At 42.9% G+C, this 21,211-nt stretch carries 17 protein-coding genes; 10 read left to right on the top strand and 7 right to left on the bottom strand.

All coding sequences use genetic code 11. The annotated features are described in order from the left end of the window. Positions 1 to 62: 62 nt before the first annotated feature. Both AAEY93_RS09665 and AAEY93_RS09660 read left to right on the top strand, forming a co-directional pair. The gene (locus tag AAEY93_RS09665; RefSeq protein WP_351076448.1) at positions 63 to 1,334 is read left to right on the top strand and encodes a DEAD/DEAH box helicase; all 1,272 of its coding nucleotides are present in this window, start codon (positions 63 to 65) and stop codon (positions 1,332 to 1,334) included. After that, positions 1,331 to 2,431, top strand: a complete 1,101-nt coding sequence (locus AAEY93_RS09660) for a CobW family GTP-binding protein (RefSeq protein WP_351076445.1) — start codon at positions 1,331 to 1,333, stop codon at positions 2,429 to 2,431. The genes AAEY93_RS09665 and AAEY93_RS09660 overlap by 4 nt, the downstream gene beginning before the upstream one ends. Before the next feature lie 158 nt (positions 2,432 to 2,589). Here the strand turns inward: AAEY93_RS09660 and AAEY93_RS09655 are convergent, their stop codons facing one another. From AAEY93_RS09655 to nadK, 3 genes are all read right to left on the bottom strand, one after another. Continuing rightward, positions 2,590 to 5,397 carry an FAD-binding and (Fe-S)-binding domain-containing protein gene (locus tag AAEY93_RS09655; protein WP_351076442.1) on the bottom strand — a complete coding sequence of 936 codons (2,808 nt, stop codon included), beginning with the start codon at positions 5,395 to 5,397 and terminating at the stop codon, positions 2,590 to 2,592. Positions 5,398 to 5,497: 100 nt separating this feature from the next. Continuing rightward, the gene (locus tag AAEY93_RS09650; RefSeq protein ID WP_335688855.1) at positions 5,498 to 7,150 is read right to left on the bottom strand and encodes an L-lactate permease; all 1,653 of its coding nucleotides are present in this window, start codon (positions 7,148 to 7,150) and stop codon (positions 5,498 to 5,500) included. Positions 7,151 to 7,476: 326 nt separating this feature from the next. Then, entirely contained in the window at positions 7,477 to 8,355 is an 879-nt protein-coding gene (gene nadK, locus AAEY93_RS09645) for an NAD(+) kinase (protein WP_124013957.1), read from the bottom strand. Between the two features lie 163 nt (positions 8,356 to 8,518). Between nadK and grpE the strand changes: the two genes are divergently transcribed. Beyond that, complete coding sequence (grpE, locus tag AAEY93_RS09640; RefSeq protein WP_124013956.1) at positions 8,519 to 9,124, top strand: nucleotide exchange factor GrpE; 606 nt, start codon at positions 8,519 to 8,521, stop codon at positions 9,122 to 9,124. Between the two features lie 140 nt (positions 9,125 to 9,264). Here the strand turns inward: grpE and dxs are convergent, their stop codons facing one another. From dxs to xseB, 3 genes are read right to left on the bottom strand one after another with little or no spacing between them, the layout of a single operon-like run. After that, on the bottom strand, positions 9,265 to 11,130 hold the full coding sequence (dxs, locus tag AAEY93_RS09635; RefSeq protein ID WP_124014131.1) for a 1-deoxy-D-xylulose-5-phosphate synthase: 1,866 nt from the start codon (positions 11,128 to 11,130) through the stop codon (positions 9,265 to 9,267). 22 nt (positions 11,131 to 11,152) lie between these two features. Next, the gene (gene ispA / locus AAEY93_RS09630; protein WP_351076436.1) at positions 11,153 to 12,034 is read right to left on the bottom strand and encodes a (2E,6E)-farnesyl diphosphate synthase; all 882 of its coding nucleotides are present in this window, start codon (positions 12,032 to 12,034) and stop codon (positions 11,153 to 11,155) included. 38 nt (positions 12,035 to 12,072) lie between these two features. Beyond that, positions 12,073 to 12,309, bottom strand: coding sequence for an exodeoxyribonuclease VII small subunit (xseB, locus tag AAEY93_RS09625; RefSeq protein WP_124014129.1), 237 nt, complete (start codon positions 12,307 to 12,309; stop codon positions 12,073 to 12,075). A gap of 337 nt (positions 12,310 to 12,646) precedes the next feature. Here xseB and pomA point away from each other — a divergent pair, with 337 nt between their 5' ends. From pomA to rlmM, 7 genes are all read left to right on the top strand, one after another. Continuing rightward, positions 12,647 to 13,414 carry a flagellar motor protein PomA gene (gene pomA, locus AAEY93_RS09620; protein WP_351076432.1) on the top strand — a complete coding sequence of 256 codons (768 nt, stop codon included), beginning with the start codon at positions 12,647 to 12,649 and terminating at the stop codon, positions 13,412 to 13,414. A gap of 3 nt (positions 13,415 to 13,417) precedes the next feature. Then, a complete protein-coding gene (locus AAEY93_RS09615) occupies positions 13,418 to 14,344 on the top strand; it encodes a flagellar motor protein MotB (RefSeq protein ID WP_351076429.1) in 927 nt (308 codons plus the stop codon). A 314-nt stretch (positions 14,345 to 14,658) separates the two neighbouring features. Continuing rightward, positions 14,659 to 16,113 (top strand): tRNA uracil 4-sulfurtransferase ThiI, encoded by a 1,455-nt coding sequence (gene thiI / locus AAEY93_RS09610; protein ID WP_124014126.1) that lies wholly within the window; start codon positions 14,659 to 14,661, stop codon positions 16,111 to 16,113. A 607-nt stretch (positions 16,114 to 16,720) separates the two neighbouring features. Next, positions 16,721 to 17,632, top strand: a complete 912-nt coding sequence (locus tag AAEY93_RS09605) for a transcriptional regulator GcvA (RefSeq protein WP_124014125.1) — start codon at positions 16,721 to 16,723, stop codon at positions 17,630 to 17,632. Beyond that, complete coding sequence (locus AAEY93_RS09600) at positions 17,613 to 18,323, top strand: alpha/beta family hydrolase (RefSeq protein WP_124014124.1); 711 nt, start codon at positions 17,613 to 17,615, stop codon at positions 18,321 to 18,323. The genes AAEY93_RS09605 and AAEY93_RS09600 overlap by 20 nt, the downstream gene beginning before the upstream one ends. Before the next feature lie 175 nt (positions 18,324 to 18,498). After that, complete coding sequence (locus tag AAEY93_RS09595) at positions 18,499 to 18,879, top strand: DUF423 domain-containing protein (RefSeq protein ID WP_124014123.1); 381 nt, start codon at positions 18,499 to 18,501, stop codon at positions 18,877 to 18,879. Between the two features lie 96 nt (positions 18,880 to 18,975). Continuing rightward, on the top strand, positions 18,976 to 20,064 hold the full coding sequence (rlmM, locus tag AAEY93_RS09590; protein WP_351076422.1) for a 23S rRNA (cytidine(2498)-2'-O)-methyltransferase RlmM: 1,089 nt from the start codon (positions 18,976 to 18,978) through the stop codon (positions 20,062 to 20,064). Between the two features lie 103 nt (positions 20,065 to 20,167). Here the strand turns inward: rlmM and AAEY93_RS09585 are convergent, their stop codons facing one another. Next, complete coding sequence (locus AAEY93_RS09585) at positions 20,168 to 21,178, bottom strand: isocitrate dehydrogenase (protein ID WP_124014121.1); 1,011 nt, start codon at positions 21,176 to 21,178, stop codon at positions 20,168 to 20,170. Positions 21,179 to 21,211 lie beyond the last annotated feature (33 nt).

Genomic DNA, 21,211 nt, shown 5'->3' with positions numbered 1-21,211 from the left:
TTAATGGTGTTTAGATTAGTATATAATAGTGGCCTATTTTTATTTGTTTTATTGAGTCTGTTATGTCATTTACGTCGCTAGGGTTACCGCCATTATTACTAGATGCGGTTAACCAATCTGGGTATCAAACTGCTACTCCTGTCCAACAAGCGGTGATCCCACTAGCGCTAGATGGCCGAGATGTGTTGGCCAGTGCCGAAACCGGTACCGGAAAAACAGCTGCTTTTGCGTTACCTTTGTTAAGCCATTTAATGGCACAAGATCATTTGGACTTATCGCCATCGCACCGTTTACGTGCATTAATCATGACGCCGACACGTGAGTTAGCGATTCAGATTGAACATAATTTAGTTAAATACAGCCAGTTTATCAACCTGACCAGCTTAGCCGTTTATGGCGGCGCGAGTATCAATCCCCAGCGTAAGGCATTAGAGCAAGGCGTGGATGTGTTGGTGGCAACACCAGGACGATTGTTCGATATTATTGGCCAACATGAACTGGATTTATCATCAGTGACCCATCTAGTGATTGATGAAGCTGACCGGATGCTTGACCTTGGTTTTGTTAAAGATATTGAAAAAGTGAAGCGTTTAATTGCCAGACAACATCAAACAATGATGTTTTCTGCGACCTATTCTGAACTAGTTAAAATGCTTGCAGCTAAAATGCTAAACGATCCTGAATATGTGCATGTTGAAACCCAAACTACAGCCGCCAATGTTGCTCAGCAAGTGTATAAAGTGGATACCCGCCGTAAAGCTGAGTTATTATCAGAATTAATTGGCAAACATAATTGGCAGCAAGTGATGGTGTTTACCAGCCGTAAAGAAACGGCAGATCATTTACACCGTGAATTAAGCCTAGACGGTATTAAGTCATCGGTATTTCATGGTGATAAAAGCCAAGGAGCACGCAACCGTGCGTTAGAAGAATTTAAAGCGGGGCAGTTACGGGTGTTGATTGCCACTGATTTGGCCGCTCGAGGGCTTGATATCCAAGCGCTACCAAGGGTCATTAACTTTGAATTACCTGAAGAGTGCGAAGATTATGTTCACCGCGTTGGGCGTACAGGCCGCGCTGGACTTGGCGGTGAAGCGATTTCGCTGGTGAGCCCACAAGAGCTAGAATTACTTACCGCAATTGAGCAACTCATTGAGCAATCATTACCGACTTTGGTGCCAACAGGGTATGAAGAAGGGGCGCCATTACCTGCAAGGTATCGAGATGTAGCGCCAGAAAAGCCCAAAAAGGTGCTTAAGTACAAACGAGGCAAACCGTCGCAAGCCGATGCTAAGCCTACTCGAAAGGGCAAATACGCTAAAGCGAAAAAATGATCACCAAACCGATTAACACTAATATTATTACCGGCTTTTTGGGTGTGGGTAAAACCACGCTCATTGGCCAACTATTAGCTCATAAGCCTAAAGGTGAAGTGTGGGCTGTGTTGGTTAATGAATTTGGCGAAATAGGCATAGATGGCGGGTTGTTAAATGCGACTGTGGCTGGTGGTGATAATCTTGCTACTGAGTCGGGGATGACACCAACAAAGAAGGCGGGTGTCGTTATAAAGGAAGTGCCAGGTGGTTGCCTATGTTGTGTGTCTGGCTTGCCAACACAAGTCGCGATAAATCAGCTTATTCAGCATACTAAACCAGACAGATTGTTGATAGAACCCACTGGGCTCGGGCATCCTGCCGAAATCGCTAAGCTGTTAACATCTGAATATTATCAGCATGTTATTACACTACAGACTAGTGTGTGCCTAGTTGATGCCCGAAAAGTCAGTGATCCGCGCTATCAACAGCATGATACGTTTACTCAGCAATTAACAATGGCTGATGTGCTGCTGGCCAATAAAGCACAAGATTATACCGAAACTGATCATCTGCAATTACAGCAGTTCCTCAGCCAATTACACTTGCAACAGACACCGCTTATTACGGTCGATAATCACTTTACCGATGTTGAGCTGATCCAGCAGATATTATTGCGCTTAAATACGCCGACAAAATATCAACCGCTTAATACTTCTCAACGACTACTGCGTCAAAAATCGCTTACCCAGACATGGCTTTCTAGCGCACCACCGCTGAGTGATATCGATACCCCTGAGTTTTCACCGGCCGGGTTTATTCATAAAACTAATCAAGGCGAGGGCTGTTACAGCAGTGGTTGGATATTCTCTGCGGCGCATTGTTTCCAGTTTGAACGATTTATGGCGTGGGTAGACACGGTTAAATTGGATAAGGTGCTGAGGTTAAAAGCCATTGTTATTACCCGCGATGGGGTGTTGAGCGTGAATATGGTGGATAATAAGTTAAAGCTCGATGAACTTGATGATGCGCTAGATACACGGGTTGAAATTATTAGTGATATGCCACTCGATGATAAGCTTTTGCAACAACAATTGCTGGGGTGTTTATTGGTTTAGTTTTTGCTATAACTTCGTTTTTGTAATGATTTTAGTTACAGGTAAGCGTTTAGTTATCCGTATTCAATAAATCGTTGGCAGTATTCAATAAAATAAGGGCATTGATATGATATCAATGCCCTTATTGTTTACGCTATTTACTGTGATTGTCCGTTAGTTTAACGAGTACATTCTTCTAGTAAATAGGCTAAATGGCGGTAAGAAATACCACTGTGTTGGGTTAAGCCGACTTCACACATACGGTTGGAGTAGTAACCTTCTTTAATATCCGCAGGAATAAGCTTTTTAATGTTGCGCAATGCGCTGGCGTTAATTTCTGGCTTGTACAAGCCTTTTTCACCCGCATAACCACAACAGGTGATCTCTGCAGGTAATTGCACACCTTGAGCACAGGCGTCAGCAATGGCTTGCTGATACGGCTCTAGCTTCATCTTACGGACACTACAACCCTGATGTAAGGTGATGTTTCTAGGTATTTTAGTGATAGTCATGTTAGGTAACATCTTGTCGTGCATAAACTCGACTAAATCGGTAATTTGTACTTTAGGATTACCGGTTAATGTGCGATAGGTACAAGACGTTCCATCAATGACCACAGGGACTTTGCCATTGTCTGACTGTTTACTCAGTGCTTCGATGAGTTCATCGCGCTTAGCATCGGCATTTTTGAAATCACCTTTTGATTCCCACATCTGACCGCAACATATATGACGGGTATTGTCTGGGACGATCACATTGTAGCCAGCACGTTCAAGCAAGGTGATAACCACTTCAGATAGCGTGCGGTTATCAGGATCTTTCGGTGTTGGGCCAAATGTTCTGCCGCCACAAGAAGGGAAGTACAGCACGCTTGGCTGTCCCGGTATATGCTTGGATGGCTTAGCCACTTTGCCACCTTTAGGGAAGTCTGGATTCCAATAAGGCACTTCTTTAGTAATTAAACGACCTGCTTTCATTAATGAGCCGGTGATGCTATCACCCGTCACTTTATGCAGAATGCCTAAAATATCAAAACCTGTGCTGATCACTTGGTTTACCGCACCAAAATGATTGGCTTGGAAGTCGAGCACTTTTTGTTCTGTGGTGGTGATGTAAGGTGTGCGCAGTTTACGCACCAAATTACCCATGCTGTTGTCAACTGGGCAGGCTATAGTACATAGCTGACAGGCTGCACAGGTATCAACCACATCATATTTGGCACTGGCACGCATTTCTGCGGCGGCTTTTTTATCACCCGATTGCTCTAAACGTTCAATTTCACGCAGAACAGCAATACGCTGACGAGGCGAGAAGTTCAGGGCTGTTGTCGGACAGGTCTTTTCACAAAAACCACACTCAATACATTTATCAACAAAGTCATCAACGACTGGACAAGGCTTAATATTTTTAACGTGTACTAGCTTGTCATCATTGAGAAGAACCCCAGGGTTTAACAATTTACTTGGGTCGAAAATCTGCTTGATTTGCTTCATTAAGGTGTAAGCGTCGCTGCCCCATTCCATTTCAACAAAGGGAGCTACGGCCCGGCCTGTACCATGTTCGGCTTTCATCGAACCATCGTACTTATTGACCACCATTTCAGCGACATCTTGCATGAAGTCTTGGAAACGATTGATATCGTTTTGTGAGGCAAATGTCGGCGTGATCATAAAGTGGAAGTTACCGGCTAATGCATGGCCATAAATCACCCCTTCTGGGTAATTGTGTTTATGGAATAGTGCAGTTAAGTCTGCCGCAGCACTGGCTAAGTGTTTTACTTCGAATGCAACATCTTCAATAATGACCGATGTGCCCTTAGGTCTTGCGCCGCCAATAATTGGGAACAAACCAGAACGCATTGCCCAATATTTGCCATAAACAGCTGCATCATTGGTGAATTCAGTGGGACGTTCGGTGTCAATGTGGGCGATTTTTTTAATCACATCTTTAGTGTATTGTACTAAGGTCTCTGGATCGTTAGCACGAGACTCGATTAATAAAATAGCTGAGCCTTCTGGTAAACTACTTAGCCACTCAGGCATGCCCGTTTTACCGGTAACCGATTTAATTGATGCCCAGTCGAGCAATTCTGCTGCGGCTACACTATCGCCTATAATCAGTGGTATTGCGCTTGCGGCATCATCCATGCTGAAGAATACTGCCATGGCAGAAGCTTTAAACTTGGCTTCTTCAACCGTGTGATAAGTCACTTCATTAACAAAAGCGAGCGTGCCTTCTGAACCGACAATCAAGTGATTAATCAGCTCAAAGGGATCACTGAAGTCTGTGAGGGCATTAATACTGTAACCCGTGGTGTTCTTAATTGAGAACTTTTTACGGATGCGGGCAGACAGGGTTGGATTCTGTTGAGTTAATTGCGCTAGACTAGTTAATGCGGTAATTAACGTAGCATGTGACTGGCTAAACGCCGCTTTAGACTCTGGGCAACCCGTATCGAGTTCAGTCCCATCGGCAAATATTAATTTAGCCGACTTAATGGTTTGATAACTGTTTTGCGCCGTACCACAACACATGCCAGAGGCATTGTTCGCCACTATACCTGCAATTTGCGCCGAGGCTAATGTGGCCGGGTCGGGACCAATCTTTTTATTAAAGGGTTTTAACGCCAAATTCGCGTCAGAACCATACACCGCAGCCCCAAGGGTTATTGAGGTTCTATCTTCACTGATATCAATGTTTCTAAAACCATCATGGCCCAAAATAAGTAAAATGCCTTCACCAATTGCCTGGCCCGATAAACTCGTACCCGCAGCGCGAAAGGTCACTGGCACATTATGTATTCTGGCGATGTTAAGGGTTATTTTAACTTGTTCCGGAGTATCTGCGTGTACCACAATTTCAGGTACGATACGAAAGTAACTGGCATCAGTTGACCAAGCAAAACGACGCACAGGATCATTAGATACGGCGTGTTTGCCTAGTTGTGACGTTAACGTATCCATCACTTCTTTATAATTAATAGTCATAACATGCTCTCTTAACACTCGAATGAATAGCAGGCACTGCATGCCTGCTGCTGTTGTTGTTGTATTGCTATCGTTAGAATAGAAGCAACTTTATTGTGAATTAAAATCCACCCCAGAAAAAAGCAATAGTGCCTGCCACTAAGGCATAACCTAGTGCGATAGGCATTGTTTTACGAATAATTTCAGACTCTCGTCCTGCCATTCCCACCACAGTTGCCGCAGCAACGACGTTCATGACACACATCATGTTGCCCGCATTAGCACCAATACCTTGTAAGGCTAGGGCCATTGCATGTTTCATCCCGATATTATCGGCAACAGTATACTGTAGGCCTGAGAACATCATGTTTGAGAACGTAGCAGAACCCGACAAGAATGCACCAAAGATACCCACAATAGGTGAAACCCAAGCCCAAACTGAGCCCATGCTGTTGGCAAGTAAGTCTGCTAATGCAACCGGCATTGACGCTAGACCTGCGCCATTCTCACCTGAATTTAAGAATATTTTCACCATAGGTACAGATGCACCTAATGAAATAATAGTCGGTAGCATTGATTTGCAAGACACTGTGATTGATTGCTTCATGGCGGTAGGTTTCATTTTGAATAATACGAAACCAATTAAGCATACAATAATAAAGAAGGCACCTGGAGCATATAGCGTGGCAAAGCCTGCTTTAAGCTCTGTACCTAATAAACCAGTCCAACTAATGTTAAAGCTTAGTAACCAGCTCTTAAATGGAGCAATAACACGAGATAAGACTAACAACGCCGCCATAATGATGTATGGAGACCAAGCGGCAAGTTGTGTGAATTTTACCGGTGTTTGGTTAAGTGCTGTATCTTCATCTGATTTATTGTCATTTTCGCTAAAGTCACACCAAGGTTTTGATGGTAGTAACCAGCCTTTTCTAGCGACAGGAATAACTAACGCCATACCCACAAGTGCACCAATAACAGAAGGGAACTCAGGACCGGCAACATAGTTAATTAACCATGCTGGTATGGTAAAGGCAAAACCAGCAAATAAGGCAAATTTCCAAACTTGTAAGCCTTCCATGATGGATTTATTACGACCGAAGAAGCCGGTCAATACACAAACCATCACTAACGGAATTAATGAACCGGTAATTAAGTCAATGGTGATCATATGTTGAGCGATATACTGTGCATAACCTGCAAAGGTACCACCATGTTCAGCAATTTGAGCAGCAGCCATGTTAACGCCGCCCTCAGTTAGACCTTGATCCATACCAAACAATACCGGTAAACCAATCGCCCCAAACGATACGGATGTAGAGTCACCAATTAACGCGACAACTGCTGCGCCAATAGGTGGTACACCTAATAATACCAGTAGTGGTGCACCGATTGCTGCCGGAGTACCGAAGCCAGCTGAGCCTTCAATAAACGAGCCAAACAACCAGCAAATAATGATTACCTGAACACGGGAATCAGCGCTGATGTTAGTAAAACCTGCGCGGATGGTGTCCATAGCACCAGAATATTTAAGCGTATTTAACAAAAACACTGCGCCAAAAATGATGGTAAGCGGTGTTAATGCTGCGAGAAGACCTTCGACCACGGATGCCGCAAGAAGTTGCGTATCCATTTGCCAAATAAACAATGCTGCAAGGCCCGTAACAACCATAGATATGGGCATTGCTTTGGACGCTGGCAAGCGCATTAGAACTAAAAAGACCATTACGCTAATAATGGGCGTTAAGCTTGCTAGTAACTGTAATATTGTCATGCATACCTCTGCCTATAAGTGGGTATAAGTTGTTATTATTTGTTAGCATTTCGCTAACTAGGGCGTAATAGACGTTATTTAAGTGTTAAATGTGTTGATCGAGATCATTTAACATACGAGAAAGTTTGTTGGCCGACGAAATTGTGAGGCTTGTCATGTATAGGGTTGCATGCGAGTGTTCAAGGTCACATCTTTTGAGGGCACAAAAGTTCAAATACGGTAAAACCAAACGAGTCATCGATTGGGTTTACAATATAATTAATTAGTGGTTGTTAATGTGAAGAAGCTCACTAGATAAGAGAAAGTGTTGTGACGGGAGTCAAATGTTAGAAAAGTTTACTTCCCCAACCTAATTTGTTACGTAACACATGGAAGTAATTGTGTCCTTTGGGATGGATGAGTCTTAGGCGTTCGTTCGAGCGGCGAATAAAGATTTCATCACCAGGTAATACCGCTAAATGGACATGGCCATCACAACTGACTTCGAGATTTTCCCCATTATCAGGCGATACCACTAATTTAATGATGCTACATGCATCGACGACAATGGGTCGACAAGATAAGGTATGAGGAAACATAGGCACTAAAATAAGCGCCTGAAGATTAGGGGTTAAAATTGACCCGCCAGCTGACAAAGAATAAGCCGTAGAACCTGTTGGCGTGGAGACAATCATCCCATCAGCGCGCTGGCTATACATAAATTGCTCATCGATATAAACTTCAAACTGGATCATATGAGCAATTTTACCAGGGTGAAGCACTGCTTCATTCACCGCGGTATTGCTGGAGGTTATTTTACCGTGGCGGTGAACTTCAGCCTCAAGTAAAAAACGATGTTCAGTTTCAAATTCTCCACCCAATACTTTAGACAAGGCTTCTTCGAAGTTATCGGGAGGTAAATCGGTTAAAAAGCCTAAATTGCCGCGGTTTACGCCAATCACTGCAACATTGAAACGAGCCAATACCCTGGCAGCACCTAGCATGTTACCATCACCGCCAACCACGATGGCTAAATCACAATGCTCACCCATTTCAAGTAGGTCCATTGAACAAACATCAGGGTCTAGCTCTGCAGATATTCGTCCTTCAACGATAACCTTAAAACCCTGCATGCTTAACCAATGATGCAATCGAGTTATGGTTAGGTTAGTCCCTTGATGATGTGGTTTACCGATGAGTCCGATTGTCTTGAACATTTTAGTCATATTCGCGTTTGTTATGCCTTTAGGCCTTGAAACATAAGAATTGATCCCCATAATATACTCAAACTTATTATAAGTGTGAGTTTTGCTGTTAATTTCTCAGTAAATGGACACTTTATTTATTGTCGTAGAATACCAAATTACGCATTTTTTAGCTGGAGTGAAAATGAGCAACGAATCGAACAACACATCGCAAGATCAAGTGGAAGACGTGGAAACACCTGAAGTCGTGGCTGATGACGCAAGTTTGATAGATGAATTAACCCAAGCAAATTTTCGCATTGAAGAATTAGAGCAACTATTGGCTGAGTCTGAAACTGCGTTAGCTGAACGTAAAGATGTTGAAGTGCGCGCGGCGGCTGAAACACAGAATATTCGTACTCGCGCGGCAAAAGATGTCGAGCAAGCACGTAAGTTTGCCTTGGAAAAGTTTGCTAACGAACTGTTACCTGTCATCGATAATATGGAACGTGCCTTACAGGGCACTAATCCTGAAGATGAGGCGACCAAAGCGATTTATGAAGGTGTCGATCTGACCATGAAAGGCTTTTTAACCTCAGTTGAGAAGTTTGGTGTGACTCAGGTTAATCCACAAGGTCAAGCATTTAACCCTGAACATCATCAAGCTATTGGTATGCAGCCCAGTGCTGAGTATCCTGCTAACACTGTCATGATGGTAATGCAGAAAGGTTACTTATTAAATGATCGTTTATTACGTCCTGCTATGGTGATGGTATCTCAAGGCGGCGCAAGTGTGGATGTTGAAGCTTAACGCGTTGACGTCAACATTTTCTGCTAGAGACGAGAACCATTAGCACTAGATGAATAAACACTAGTGCAATAGACACAAAAAAGGACTGAATTTCAGTCCTTTTTTATTGGCATCAACTATCAGTCATCATCACAAAAGCATTAAGCTATAAACGCTTGGATCTGCGCTAAAATCCCTGCAGCATCAAGTTGCAGTTCTGCAGTAATTTCATCTGGTGCGCCGTGTTGAATAAACTCATCTGGCAAACCAATTTGTAGTACAGGCTTTACGATACGCATTTTGTGTAATGCTTCAAGCACTCCAGAACCTGCGCCGCCCATAATGGCGTTTTCTTCAACGGTAATGATAACATCATGGCTATTTGCGAGCTGTTCAAGCAAGCTTAAATCAAGTGGCTTAACAAAGCGCATATCGGCGACGGTCGCATCCAGTTTTTCTGCTGCGTCTGTCGCTGCGGCAAGTGTGGTGCCAAAGTTTACAATGGCAATTTTTTGCCCTTGACGCGTTAAGACCCCTTTACCGATAGGTATTTTCGTCATATGTTCAACTTGTTCTGCACCGGTCGCAAAACCTCGAGGGTACCGCACTGCGGTAGGGCCATCTTGATAACAATAACCGGTATAGAGCATTTGACGGCATTCGTTTTCATCTGATGGCGCCATAATGATCATATTGGGAACACAGCGCATAAAGCTTAAATCGAACGCACCTTGATGTGTAGGGCCATCAGCGCCAACAATGCCACCACGATCGATGGCAAACAATACAGGCAAGCGTTGCAAAGCCACGTCGTGGATAAACTGGTCATATCCGCGTTGTAAAAAAGTTGAGTAAATCGCCACTACAGGTTTTAACCCTTCGCAGGCAAACCCTGCAGATAACGTTACTGCATGCTGTTCAGCAATAGCCGCATCGAAATATTGTTTTGGGAATCGTTGTGAAAATTCAACCATCCCAGAACCTTCACGCATAGCCGGTGTAATCGCGACTAACTTGTCGTCTTGTTCCGCCATGTCGCATAACCATTTACCGAACACTTCCGAGAATGTCGGTAAACCTGGTTTAGTTGTGGGTTTTTTAAATTGGCTTGGATCGAATTTAGGCACCGCGTGCCAGCCAATCGGATCTTTTTCCGCAGGCTCATAACCACGACCCTTTTTGGTCATGATATGCAACATTTGTGGGCCTTTGAGGTTGCGCATATTGCGCATAGTTTCAACGAGCGAATCGACATCGTGACCATCAATTGGGCCGATATAATTGAACCCTAACTCTTCAAATAATGTTGCGGGCACCACCATGCCTTTAAGATGTTCTTCAGTGCGTTTAGCCATTTCTTTAATGACAGGCAGGCCTTTAAGCACTTTTTTACTGTTTTCTCTAATGGTGGTGTAAAAACGACCTGACATAAGCTGGGCAAGGTGATTGTTGAGTGCGCCAACATTTTCAGAAATCGACATTTCATTATCATTGAGCACCACAAGCATATCATTGTGTAAATCGCCCGCATGATTCATGGCTTCAAATACCATACCGCCTGTCATGGCACCATCGCCAATAACGGCCACAACTTTTCTCCCAACCGCTTCTTTTTCTGCGGCTATCGCCATCCCCAATGCTGCACTGATAGACGTGCCTGAGTGACCGACACTAAAGGTGTCATATGGGCTTTCCTCACGCCATGGGAATGGATGCAGACCATTTTTTTGTCGAATGGTGTGCATTTGTTCGCGGCGATCAGTGAGGATTTTATGTGGGTAAGCTTGATGTCCTACATCCCACACTAACCGATCAAATGGGGTGTTGTAGACATAATGAAGTGCCACAGTTAATTCAACTGTGCCTAAGCCAGAAGCAAAATGTCCGCTTGAAATACCAACGGACTGAAGTAAGAATTGTCTCAATTCATCAGAGACTTGTGGAAGTAAACCTTGAGGTAACTTCCTTAATTCTTCTGGTGTATTAGCTTTCGCTAGTACTGGAAATTTAGAAATATCAAAAATCATAGCGAGATTTTCTGACTCTTTATTATAATCTTCGCTCAATAATATAGTGGGCGAAGTCTGCAATTAACTGACTATTATATGGTAATTTAGTCAGCGCTGATAGTGCATCTTGTATTAGTTGTTCTGCACAGGCTTTGGCACCATCGAGACCTAATAGTTTAGGAAAAGTGCTTTTGTTGGATTGTTCATCACTGCCTTGAGGTTTGCCTAACTCTTCGGTGCTTGCGGTAATATCTAAGATATCGTCTTGCACTTGAAAGGCCAATCCAAGGCTTTGGGCGTATTTCATCATCAGTTGATAGTGCTCATCGGGTAAATCTGCCGCAATTAAAGCAAGTTCGACGGCACAACTGATTAACGCGCCGGTTTTTTTATTATGTAATTCGGTTAATCGGTCTAAATCTATACGGTGATCGGTGGCACTCAGATCAATCGCTTGCCCACCGCACATTCCTCGATATCCAGAGGCTTTTGCTAATGCCCTGACCATGGCCAATTGTTGTTCAGGTCGTAAATCGTTACACGGTGCGGTGATTATTTCAAAGGCCAATGTTTGCAGCGCGTCACCAGCTAAAATGGCGTTAGCTTCATTAAATGCAATATGAACCGTGGGTTGACCGCGTCGGAGTGCATCATTGTCCATGGCCGGTAAGTCATCGTGTATTAACGAGTAAGCATGAATACACTCAATGGCTGCGGCGGCTTTATCAAGTGCATTAATATTGACGCCAAGCATGTCACCCACACTGTAGACCAAAAATGGCCTAATGCGTTTGCCGCCTAATAATGCACCATGAAGCATTGCCGCCTTTAAGTCTGGTGCAGCACCATCAAGCTGGCTTAAATGCGCGTTAAGAATAGTATTAACGCGCTTTTGGTATTTTGTTATCGCTTTAGCTAACACGTATCAAGACCTATTATTCAATAACACTATGTTGACGATTATTCACTTTCTATAGTGAACGGTGCTAATTCAGCATCATCTTCATTTAATAAGATAGAGACTTTTTGCTGTGCTTGTTCAAGCTTTCCTTGGCTTTGACGGACTAACTTAATGCCTCGCTCAAATTGTTTAAGCGCGTCATCGAGCGACACTTCACCTTGCTCTAAATGAGCAACAATGGTTTCAAGCTCAGTTAATGATTGTTCAAAACTGAGATTTTCTGGTTTTTTAGCCACGATTATTATTCCTTTCATTCAGCGTGAGACAAGGTATATCAGCCCAGCGTATCGGTCAAATACAGTCGCTGGTTATTTGCTCAACAGCACGCTTTGTTATTGAATTTTGTTTAGAATGTGCAAAACAGGCTAAACTTGCGCCAAGTTTGACCGATAAGACGTTAGGGTTTGAAATAGATAGCGTAAATTAGTATTGAATTTTTTACTGTAATACATAACGATGGGCAATGTGATTTGCATCAATAGATGCCAGAATGTTCGAGTTATTTAATTTGTACGAACAGCGCGATAAAATCGCACAAATAAGCAGCGTGATGACTGCGATTGAGGAGAGGTTGTGGATTTAGCTACCCTAATAGGTATTATCGGTGCTTTTGCATTTATTATTGGCGCGATGATCACCAGTGGTGGTCTCGGATTATTTATCGATGTACCGTCAATTTTGATTGTTGTAGCAGGCTCTTTATTTGTAGTGATGATGAAATTTAACCTAAAGCAATTTTTGGGTTCGATAAAGATTGGTATGAAAGCCTTCATGTTTAAATTAGATAAACCTGAGGATTTGATTGAGCAGTCTGTCACTATGGCTGATGCTGCCCGTAAAGGCGGATTTTTAGCATTAGAAGAGGCGGTCATTACCAACAGTTTTATGCAAAAAGCTATCGATATGTTAGTTGATGGTCATGATGGTGAAGTGGTGCGTAACGCGCTTGAAAAAGATATTGCGTTGACCGAAGATCGCCACAATACTGGGATTAGTATTTTTAAAGCCATGGGTGATGTAGCCCCCGCGATGGGAATGATTGGTACGCTGGTTGGTTTGGTGGCGATGTTATCTAATATGGATGATCCAAAATCGATAGGGCCCTCAATGGCGGTTGCATTGTTAACCACTCTTTATGGTGCGGTAATTGCCAACATGATCGCCATCCCAATGGCGGATAAATTATCATTGCGGATGAATGAAGAATTGCTTAACCGAAATTTAATTATGGACGCGGTATTAGCGATTCAAGATGGACAAAACCCCCGGGTGATTGAAGGCTTCTTGAAAAATTACTTGACTGAAAAATCCCGTGAAATCGATACAACGGACGGAGAGTAACTCATGGCTAAGGCCAAGTGTGATTGTCCTCCTGCGGGTGCCCCAAAATGGCTGGCCACCTTTGCTGACCTAATGTCCTTGCTGATGTGTTTCTTCGTGTTGCTGTTAGCGTTCTCTGAAATGGACGTGATGAAGTTTAAACAAATCGCCGGCTCAATGAAGTATGCATTTGGGGTACAGAACAAAGTTGAAGTAAAAGACATTCCTAAGGGGACATCGGTTATCGCGCTTGAATTTCGCCCTGGTAGACCCGATCCCACGCCAATTGAGATCATTAATCAACAAACCAATGAAATGACTCAACCGACCATTGAATATCAGGCCGGTGAAGAGGACAGTGCGGGGGGTACTCAAAAGCAAAGTGGTGAACAGCGTGGTGGTAATGCCGCTGCTACGGCCCAGCAAGAAGCTGAAGCCATTAAAAAAGCGGCCGCATCTGCACAAGAAAATATTAACGATCAAGTGAAAAAAATGGCTGAGAAACTCAACGAAGAAATTGTTGATGGTGCCATTGAAATTGAATCTTTAGGTCAGCAAATTATAATTCGTATTCGTGAGAAAGGCTCATTTACTTCTGGATCTGGCTTTTTACAACCTAAGTTTAAACCGATTGTGCGTTCAATTGGTGAGTTATTAAAAGATGTTCCTGGGATTGTTACGGTATCGGGTCATACTGACGGTGCTGATATCAGTAATGAGCTTTATAGTTCAAACTGGGCGCTATCAAGTCAACGTGCTGTTTCGGTGGCTCATGAATTAAGAACAGTCACTGGTTTTGATGAATCAAGGATGAAAGTGGTTGGGGAGGCTTCTAATCGACCTTTGGTGCCCAATGATTCTAAAGAGAATAGGGCTCGAAATCGGCGTGTTGAAATTGCCATTGAACAAGGTAAAGCGAAACAATCGAATGAAATTATAGTGACTCAATAGCTCGTCATCAAAGGATAGCCATAAGCGCAATCTCTGCAGGTTACAGAGATTGCGCTTTTTTGTATTAGAAATGTGCTGTAACAGCGGTTTTGCTGAGAAATAACAGATAAAAAAGTGAATATGTTTGGTTAATAGGCATCATTTGGTATAATCCGCGAATTATTGCTTACGCTTTGTTATATGCTGGATTACCTATGTTAATCAAGTAGAGAAGTTTTTGCTGTTTTTTTTATTTATTATCAAAGTGTTACCATCTTTTTATCTAGCAATGCCGAATGCTGAGCTATTGTGGTGGTGATACCTGCGGACGCCTCATGAAGTTTATTGTAAAGCTGTACCCTGAAATTATGATGAAGAGCAAGTCGGTAAGAATGCGCTTTACCAAAATGCTCGAAACCAATATCCGTAATGTACTTAAAAAAGTGGATGACGATGCCAAAGTACAACGTTTATATGATCGTATTTTAGTTAATGTACCTGCCGATAAACCGGAATTATGTGATGCTTTTGCAGAGCGTTTAGCTTGCATTCCAGGTATTGCTCACGTTGTGCAAGTGAGTGAGTACAGTTTTGATTCGATAGATCATATTTATCAGCAGGCTTTACCAAGGTATCGTGATGAAATTGCAGGTAAAACATTTTGTGTTCGCGTAAAACGTTCTGGTAATCATGATTTTAATTCAATCGATGTTGAGCGTTATGTGGGTGGCGGATTAAACCAGCACACAGAGGCGCTTGGGGTAAAGCTTAAAAACCCTGATGTGACCGTTAATCTTGAAATCAATCAAGATAAGCTTTACATGGTCGAGCGTCGTATTGAAGGACTAGGCGGTTTCCCTATGGCGACCCAAGAAGATGTCTTGTCGCTTATTTCGGGCGGTTTTGATTCTGGCGTGTCGAGTTTTCAGTTTATTAAGAAAGGTGCGCGTACCCATTATTGTTTCTTTAATTTAGGTGGCGCTCAACACGAAATTGGTGTTAAGCAAGTGGCTTATCACTTGTGGAAAAAGTATGGTGAGTCGCACAAAGTACGTTTTGTGTCAGTGCCATTCGAGCCTGTGGTTGAAGAGATCCTTGAACGTATTGATAACGGTCAGATGGGGGTTGTACTTAAGCGTATGATGATGCGTGCTGCAACGCGTATTGCGGATAAATTCGGTATTCAAGCGTTAGTCACGGGAGAAAGCTTAGGTCAGGTATCGAGTCAAACGCTGACCAACTTGAATGTGATTGACCGCAGTACTGAGTTATTGATTTTACGCCCACTTATCGCAATGGACAAACAAGACATTATTAATCAGAGCCGTGTGATTGGTACTGAAGAATTTGCTAAGTCTATTCCTGAGTATTGTGGTGTTATTTCACAAAAGCCGACGGTTAAAGCGGTATTGTCTAAGATTGAAGCTGAAGAGCTTAAGTTTTCTGAAGACTTGATTGATCGCATCATTGAGTCTGCAGTGGTGATGGATGTTCGTGATATTGAAGCGGAGATGGATCAACAAGTGACTGAAACCGAAACAGTTAAAGATGTGGCGTCAGGCGAAATCATTATTGACGTTCGTGCACCTGAAGAAGAAGAAAAAGATCCATTATCAATTGATAATGTGATGATTAAAGCGATCCCATTCTTTAAATTAGCGACCCAATTTGCTGATTTAGATAGCTCTAAAACGTATCTATTATATTGTGATCGTGGGGTAATGAGTAAACTGCAGGCCTTATACCTTGTTGAGAAGGGCTATACGAACGTAAAAGTGTATCGTCCTTAGACTTTGTGTGAGTGATGCTGTCGATTATGACCGTATCCACCCTAATCGCCCGCATAAAAAACCGCATTGAATGCGGTTTTTTTATGCGGGCGATACGACCATGTCGGCGTTATTTAAATCGGTAAGTTAATGTACCTAAATGCTGGCTAATAAACGGTTATCACCTTCGAAGACGCTTCGCTGCTAGATGCTAGAAATAGGGCGCCTGCGGCTGCGAAAATTTAGATGACAATTTAAGAGCCTAGAGCGCTACGCTGCTAGGACGCTACGCGGCTAGAGGCTATACAATCAACAGCCAAGCAGTGCTAGATGACAAGCCAATATCCTAGTCGCGCAGCGACTCAATCTTAGCAGCGAAGCTGTCCCTAGAAGCGCAGCGATCCTAGCAGGACAAAGTCCGCTCTAGCAGCGAAGCGAACCTAGCAATGACGAAGTCACGTCCTAGAAGCGCAGCGATCCTAGCAGGACGAAGTCCGCTCTAGCAGCGCAGCGACCCTAGTGATGTTGTCAATGATGCTAATTTACCCAAACACAGTGTGCTTTACAAACGACATAAAAATAACGATAATCATTAGAAAAACTAATTAAAAATGAGGGGTTGATCACTATGTCTAAACGATTACCGCCTTTGAATGCTGTTAAAGCATTTGAAGCTGCAGCAAGACATTTGAGCTTTACCCGCGCCGCAGAAGAGTTGTTTGTCACTCAGGCTGCAGTGAGTCATCAGATTAAAGCATTAGAAGATTTTTTAGGGCTAAAGCTGTTTAGACGTAAAAATAGATCCTTATTGTTAACAGAAGAAGGCCAAAGTTATTTTCTGGACATTAAAGATATTTTTATTGAGCTAGGGGAGGCGACTAATCGTCTGCTTGCCCGTAGTGCGGTAGGATCGTTAACGGTCAGTATGTCTCCAAGTTTTGCTATTCAATGGTTAGTACCACGTTTAGCTAAGTTTAGCGAAAAAAATCCTGATATTGATGTGCGTATTAAAGCCGTTGATAGTAATGCTAATTCGTTAACCGACGATGTAGATGTTGCCATTTATTACGGCCAAGGTAATTGGCCTGGATTACGCGCCGATAAACTGCGTAACGAAGTGTTGATCCCTGTCTGTTCGCCATTATTACTCAATAGTGCTAAACCGTTAGCTCAACCCAGTGATTTAAAATTCCATACCTTGTTACATGATTCAAACCGTCAAGATTGGCAGGCATGGTTTAGACAGTGTGGCGTGAGCGATATTAATGTCAATCAAGGGCCTATATTTAGCCATTCCTCATTAGTGCTTCAAGCAGCAGTGCATGGCCAAGGTGTGGCATTAGGTTATAGCGTACTTGCCAGACCTGATATCAAGGCTGGGCGCTTAGTGTGCCCGTTTTCTGAGGTGTTGGTGAGCAAAGAGGCTTATTACTTAGTGTGTCAACAAAACCATTCTGAGATAGGTAAAATTTCAGCCTTTAGAGAATGGATGTTGGATATGTTTGCAGAGGAGTCGCGAAGTGAGTTGCTTAGCGGATAATACGCCTTTGTTAGCCCATGATTATCTGTTACAAGGTCCTAAAAGTGACACTTTGATTGTTTTTGCTCATGGTGCTGGGGCTAATATGCATCATCAATATATGACTTCGATGACCGATAAGTTAATCGCTCAAGGCTATCAAGTATACCGCTTTAATTTCTTGTATATGCAAGCCAATATGCAAGATGGTAAACGTCGTCCGCCTGATCGAGCGCCTAAATTACTCGCGCACTATGAACAAGTTCTCATGGATATTGAGCAGAAGATGGCGCTTGGCCTGATCAATTGCCAGCGGATTATCCTGATGGGTAAGTCAATGGGCGGTCGTATGTCGGCGATATTGGCCAGCACAGATCATCAACTACAGCAGCCACTTATTGCCGATGTCGTCAATAAAATTACTGCAGTAGTGTGTTTGGGATACCCTTTTATTCCGCTAAAAGGTGGCGAGCCACGACTTGCGCCGATTCAACACAATTCTCACCCGATGTTAATTGTTCAAGGTGAGCGAGATAAATTTGGCGATCTTCAACAAGTACCCAATTGGGCTTTGGGTGAACATGCAGAAGTCTGTTGGATTAGTGATGGCGATCATAGTTTGCAACCGCGAAAATCTTCTGGTTATACCCTTGAGGGCAATCTTAATCATGCCATCGAGAATATTAGTCAGTTTATTACCCGAGTAGGTTAATGCTGTAACGCTATGTTTTACGCATATGCGGTGTCTACTTTGCTGATAGCTTGATCAACCCCGGCATCAATATTAACACTACATGAATACTAACGGTGATGGTTTAAGTCACGAAAATCAGCTTGCTTCAATAGTATGATGCATTGTCGATTTATGTTGTATGAGGTTAAGTAAAATGAATAAAGGTCTATTATTATTTGCCACATTAAGTGGTTTTATGGCGGTAGCACTGGGTGCTTTTGCTGCTCATGGGCTTAAAACTATCGCACCACCGGAATTAGTGAGTATTTTTAAGTTAGGAGTCGATTACCAGTTTTATCATACCTTCGGACTGATTGCATTGGCATTTTCCGCCCATTGGATCCCGTCAAAATTGATTAATTGGGCCGCTTACAGTTTCATTGCTGGGATCATATTGTTTTCTGGTTCATTATACCTTTATGCCTTTACTGGTGCTAAATGGATTGGCCCAATAACGCCAATAGGTGGTTTATGTTTCCTCGTGGGTTGGTTGTTATTTGCCGCGGCGATTTGGCATACAAAATCAGTAGAATAATGGCTTGGCTAAATTCTCCCTCCTCGAGCATTTTTGAGTATAATAGCGTGATTATTGTCTCGCTATTATGCGAATATCCTTACGCTAAGGCTCCAAATGAAAAACCTATTCCTATTTTGCCGCTCAGGCTATGAAAAAGACTGTGCAGCAGAAATTCAACAACGTGCCGCTGAGTTAAATGTTGATGGTTTCGTTAAAACCAATATCAACGATGCTTATGTGATATTTCAATGTTTTGACAAAAATGGTGCCGATACTTTAGCTAAGGAATTGGAACTTGGATCATTGATATTTGCTCGGCAAATGTTTGCTGCGGGCGAGTTATTGATTGATTTACCTGAGCAAGATCGTGTGGGACCGATAGTCGCCTCACTAGCCGATTTGTCGAAGTGTGGTGAGTTGCGTGTTGAAACGCCTGACACCAATGAAGCCAAAGAATTATCCGCATTCTGTCGGAAATTGACGGTACCGTTACGCCAAAGTTTAAAAAAGAGCGGCGCGCTACTGAGTACTGAAAATGGCCGTCGTCCGATTATTCATGTGTGTTTTATTGCACCGGGTAAAGCGTACACAGGTTATTCGTTAAGCCATAATAGTTCACCTCATTTTATGGGGATCCCTCGCTTAAGAATGGCTGCAGATGCTCCGAGTCGCTCAAGCCTGAAATTGGATGAAGCATTTGGCGTGTTCTTAACGAAAGAAGAGCAAGAAACACGTTGTCGCAGTGGCTTAAATGCAGTTGATTTAGGCGCTTGCCCTGGAGGGTGGACTTATCAATTGGTCCGCCGCGGAATGATGGTTGCTGCAGTCGATAACGGTCCGATGGATCCTAAATTAATGGATTCGGGCCAAGTAAAGCATTACCGTGCTGACGGTTTTCGTTTTGAACCACCACGTAAAAATATTTATTGGTTGGTATGCGATATGGTTGAAAAACCGGCTCGGGTTGCAGAACTGATGGAAGCATGGGCGATTAATGGTTGGTTTAAAGAAGCGATTTTTAATCTTAAATTACCCATGAAGAGCCGCTATAAAGAAGTCAGCGTTATTTTAGAAACGATAGGCACCATTTTAACTGAAAATGAAATCGATTTTAAAATACAGTGTAAGCATCTTTATCATGATCGTGATGAAGTAACGGTTCATTTATGGATTTTCCCTGAAAAGGGCGTGAGCTACGCATAACCTTGCTAGCGCACATCTAACAAAAAGCCCCATATGTCATGCATATGGGGCTTTTTAGTCATGACTTATAAGATAAATAAGTCATTAACCTAATCATAAAGAATTATGCTAAACGATCAAGCACTGCTTGAGTGAAGTCGGTTGTACCGTGAGTGCCACCTAAATCGCGAGTGGTACGGTCACCTTCTTCAATAACAGCAGCTACAGCACTGCGGATCATCTCAGCTTTATCTGACATGCCTAAGTATTCTAGCATTTGAATCGACGCTAAAATAACTGAGGTAGGGTTCGCTAAATTTTTACCTGCAATATCGGGTGCACTACCATGTACCGCTTCAAAAATAGCAGCATTGCGACCTATGTTTGCCCCTGGAGCCATTCCTAAACCGCCCACAAGACCGGCACATAAGTCAGATAAAATGTCACCAAATAGGTTAGTCGTTACGATAACATCAAAGTTTTCAGGATTCATAACCAGTTTCATGCAAGTGGCATCAACAATCATTTCTTCTGTGGTGATGTCTGGATAACGCAGACTCACTTCACGTGCCACTTTTAAGAACAAACCAGAAGTTGATTTCATGATGTTAGCTTTGTGAACTATGGTCACTTTTTTGCGATTTTCTTTGCGTGCAAGCTCAAAAGCAAACGTAGTGATCTGTTCTGCGCCATGACGAGTAATGATACTGGTCGCTTCTGCAGTTTGACCATCATCAGATATTTTTTGACCTAAACCAGAGTACATACCTTCGGTATTTTCACGGACGGTAATAATATCAATGTTTTCATAACGCGCTTGAGTCCCCTTAAATGAAATCACCGGGCGCACGTTAGCATAAAGACTGAACTGTTTACGCAAGCTCACATTGATAGAGGAAAACCCTTCACCGACAGGTGTGGTTAACGGACCTTTAAGCGTAATACGATTTTTTTCGATAAGGTCTAAAGTACGTTGGGGTATAAGTTCACCGTGCTTTTCTAACGCCGTTAACCCAGCATCTGCAAATTCATATTCAAAGTTACATCCTGCTTTGTCGAGGATTTTTAATGCTGAATCGATAATGCTTGGTCCAATCCCATCACCTGGGATCACGGTTATTGTACGTTTTGACATGAATAGTCCTTCCACGGTTGTGGTTACTGCAAT

The organism is Shewanella sp. CAL98-MNA-CIBAN-0140 (genome assembly GCF_040309905.1).
Taxonomy (GTDB): domain Bacteria; phylum Pseudomonadota; class Gammaproteobacteria; order Enterobacterales; family Shewanellaceae; genus Shewanella; species Shewanella psychromarinicola.
This window is presented reverse-complemented; position numbering and strand designations above follow the sequence as displayed.

Excerpts from the sequence above, each read along its gene's own strand:
- rlmM (WP_351076422.1), top strand. The coding sequence starts at position 18,976 with ATGAAAAACCTATTCCTATTTTGCCGCTCAGGCTATGAAAAAGACTGT.
- AAEY93_RS09650 (WP_335688855.1), bottom strand. The coding sequence starts at position 7,150 with ATGACAATATTACAGTTACTAGCAAGCTTAACGCCCATTATTAGCGTA.
- AAEY93_RS09660 (WP_351076445.1), top strand. The coding sequence starts at position 1,331 with ATGATCACCAAACCGATTAACACTAATATTATTACCGGCTTTTTGGGT.
- thiI (WP_124014126.1), top strand. The coding sequence starts at position 14,659 with ATGAAGTTTATTGTAAAGCTGTACCCTGAAATTATGATGAAGAGCAAG.
- dxs (WP_124014131.1), bottom strand. The coding sequence starts at position 11,130 with ATGATTTTTGATATTTCTAAATTTCCAGTACTAGCGAAAGCTAATACA.
- AAEY93_RS09595 (WP_124014123.1), top strand. The coding sequence starts at position 18,499 with ATGAATAAAGGTCTATTATTATTTGCCACATTAAGTGGTTTTATGGCG.
- AAEY93_RS09585 (WP_124014121.1), bottom strand. The coding sequence starts at position 21,178 with ATGTCAAAACGTACAATAACCGTGATCCCAGGTGATGGGATTGGACCA.
- nadK (WP_124013957.1), bottom strand. The coding sequence starts at position 8,355 with ATGACTAAAATGTTCAAGACAATCGGACTCATCGGTAAACCACATCAT.
- AAEY93_RS09615 (WP_351076429.1), top strand. The coding sequence starts at position 13,418 with ATGGCTAAGGCCAAGTGTGATTGTCCTCCTGCGGGTGCCCCAAAATGG.
- AAEY93_RS09605 (WP_124014125.1), top strand. The coding sequence starts at position 16,721 with ATGTCTAAACGATTACCGCCTTTGAATGCTGTTAAAGCATTTGAAGCT.
- AAEY93_RS09655 (WP_351076442.1), bottom strand. The coding sequence starts at position 5,397 with ATGACTATTAATTATAAAGAAGTGATGGATACGTTAACGTCACAACTA.
- AAEY93_RS09665 (WP_351076448.1), top strand. The coding sequence starts at position 63 with ATGTCATTTACGTCGCTAGGGTTACCGCCATTATTACTAGATGCGGTT.
- grpE (WP_124013956.1), top strand. The coding sequence starts at position 8,519 with ATGAGCAACGAATCGAACAACACATCGCAAGATCAAGTGGAAGACGTG.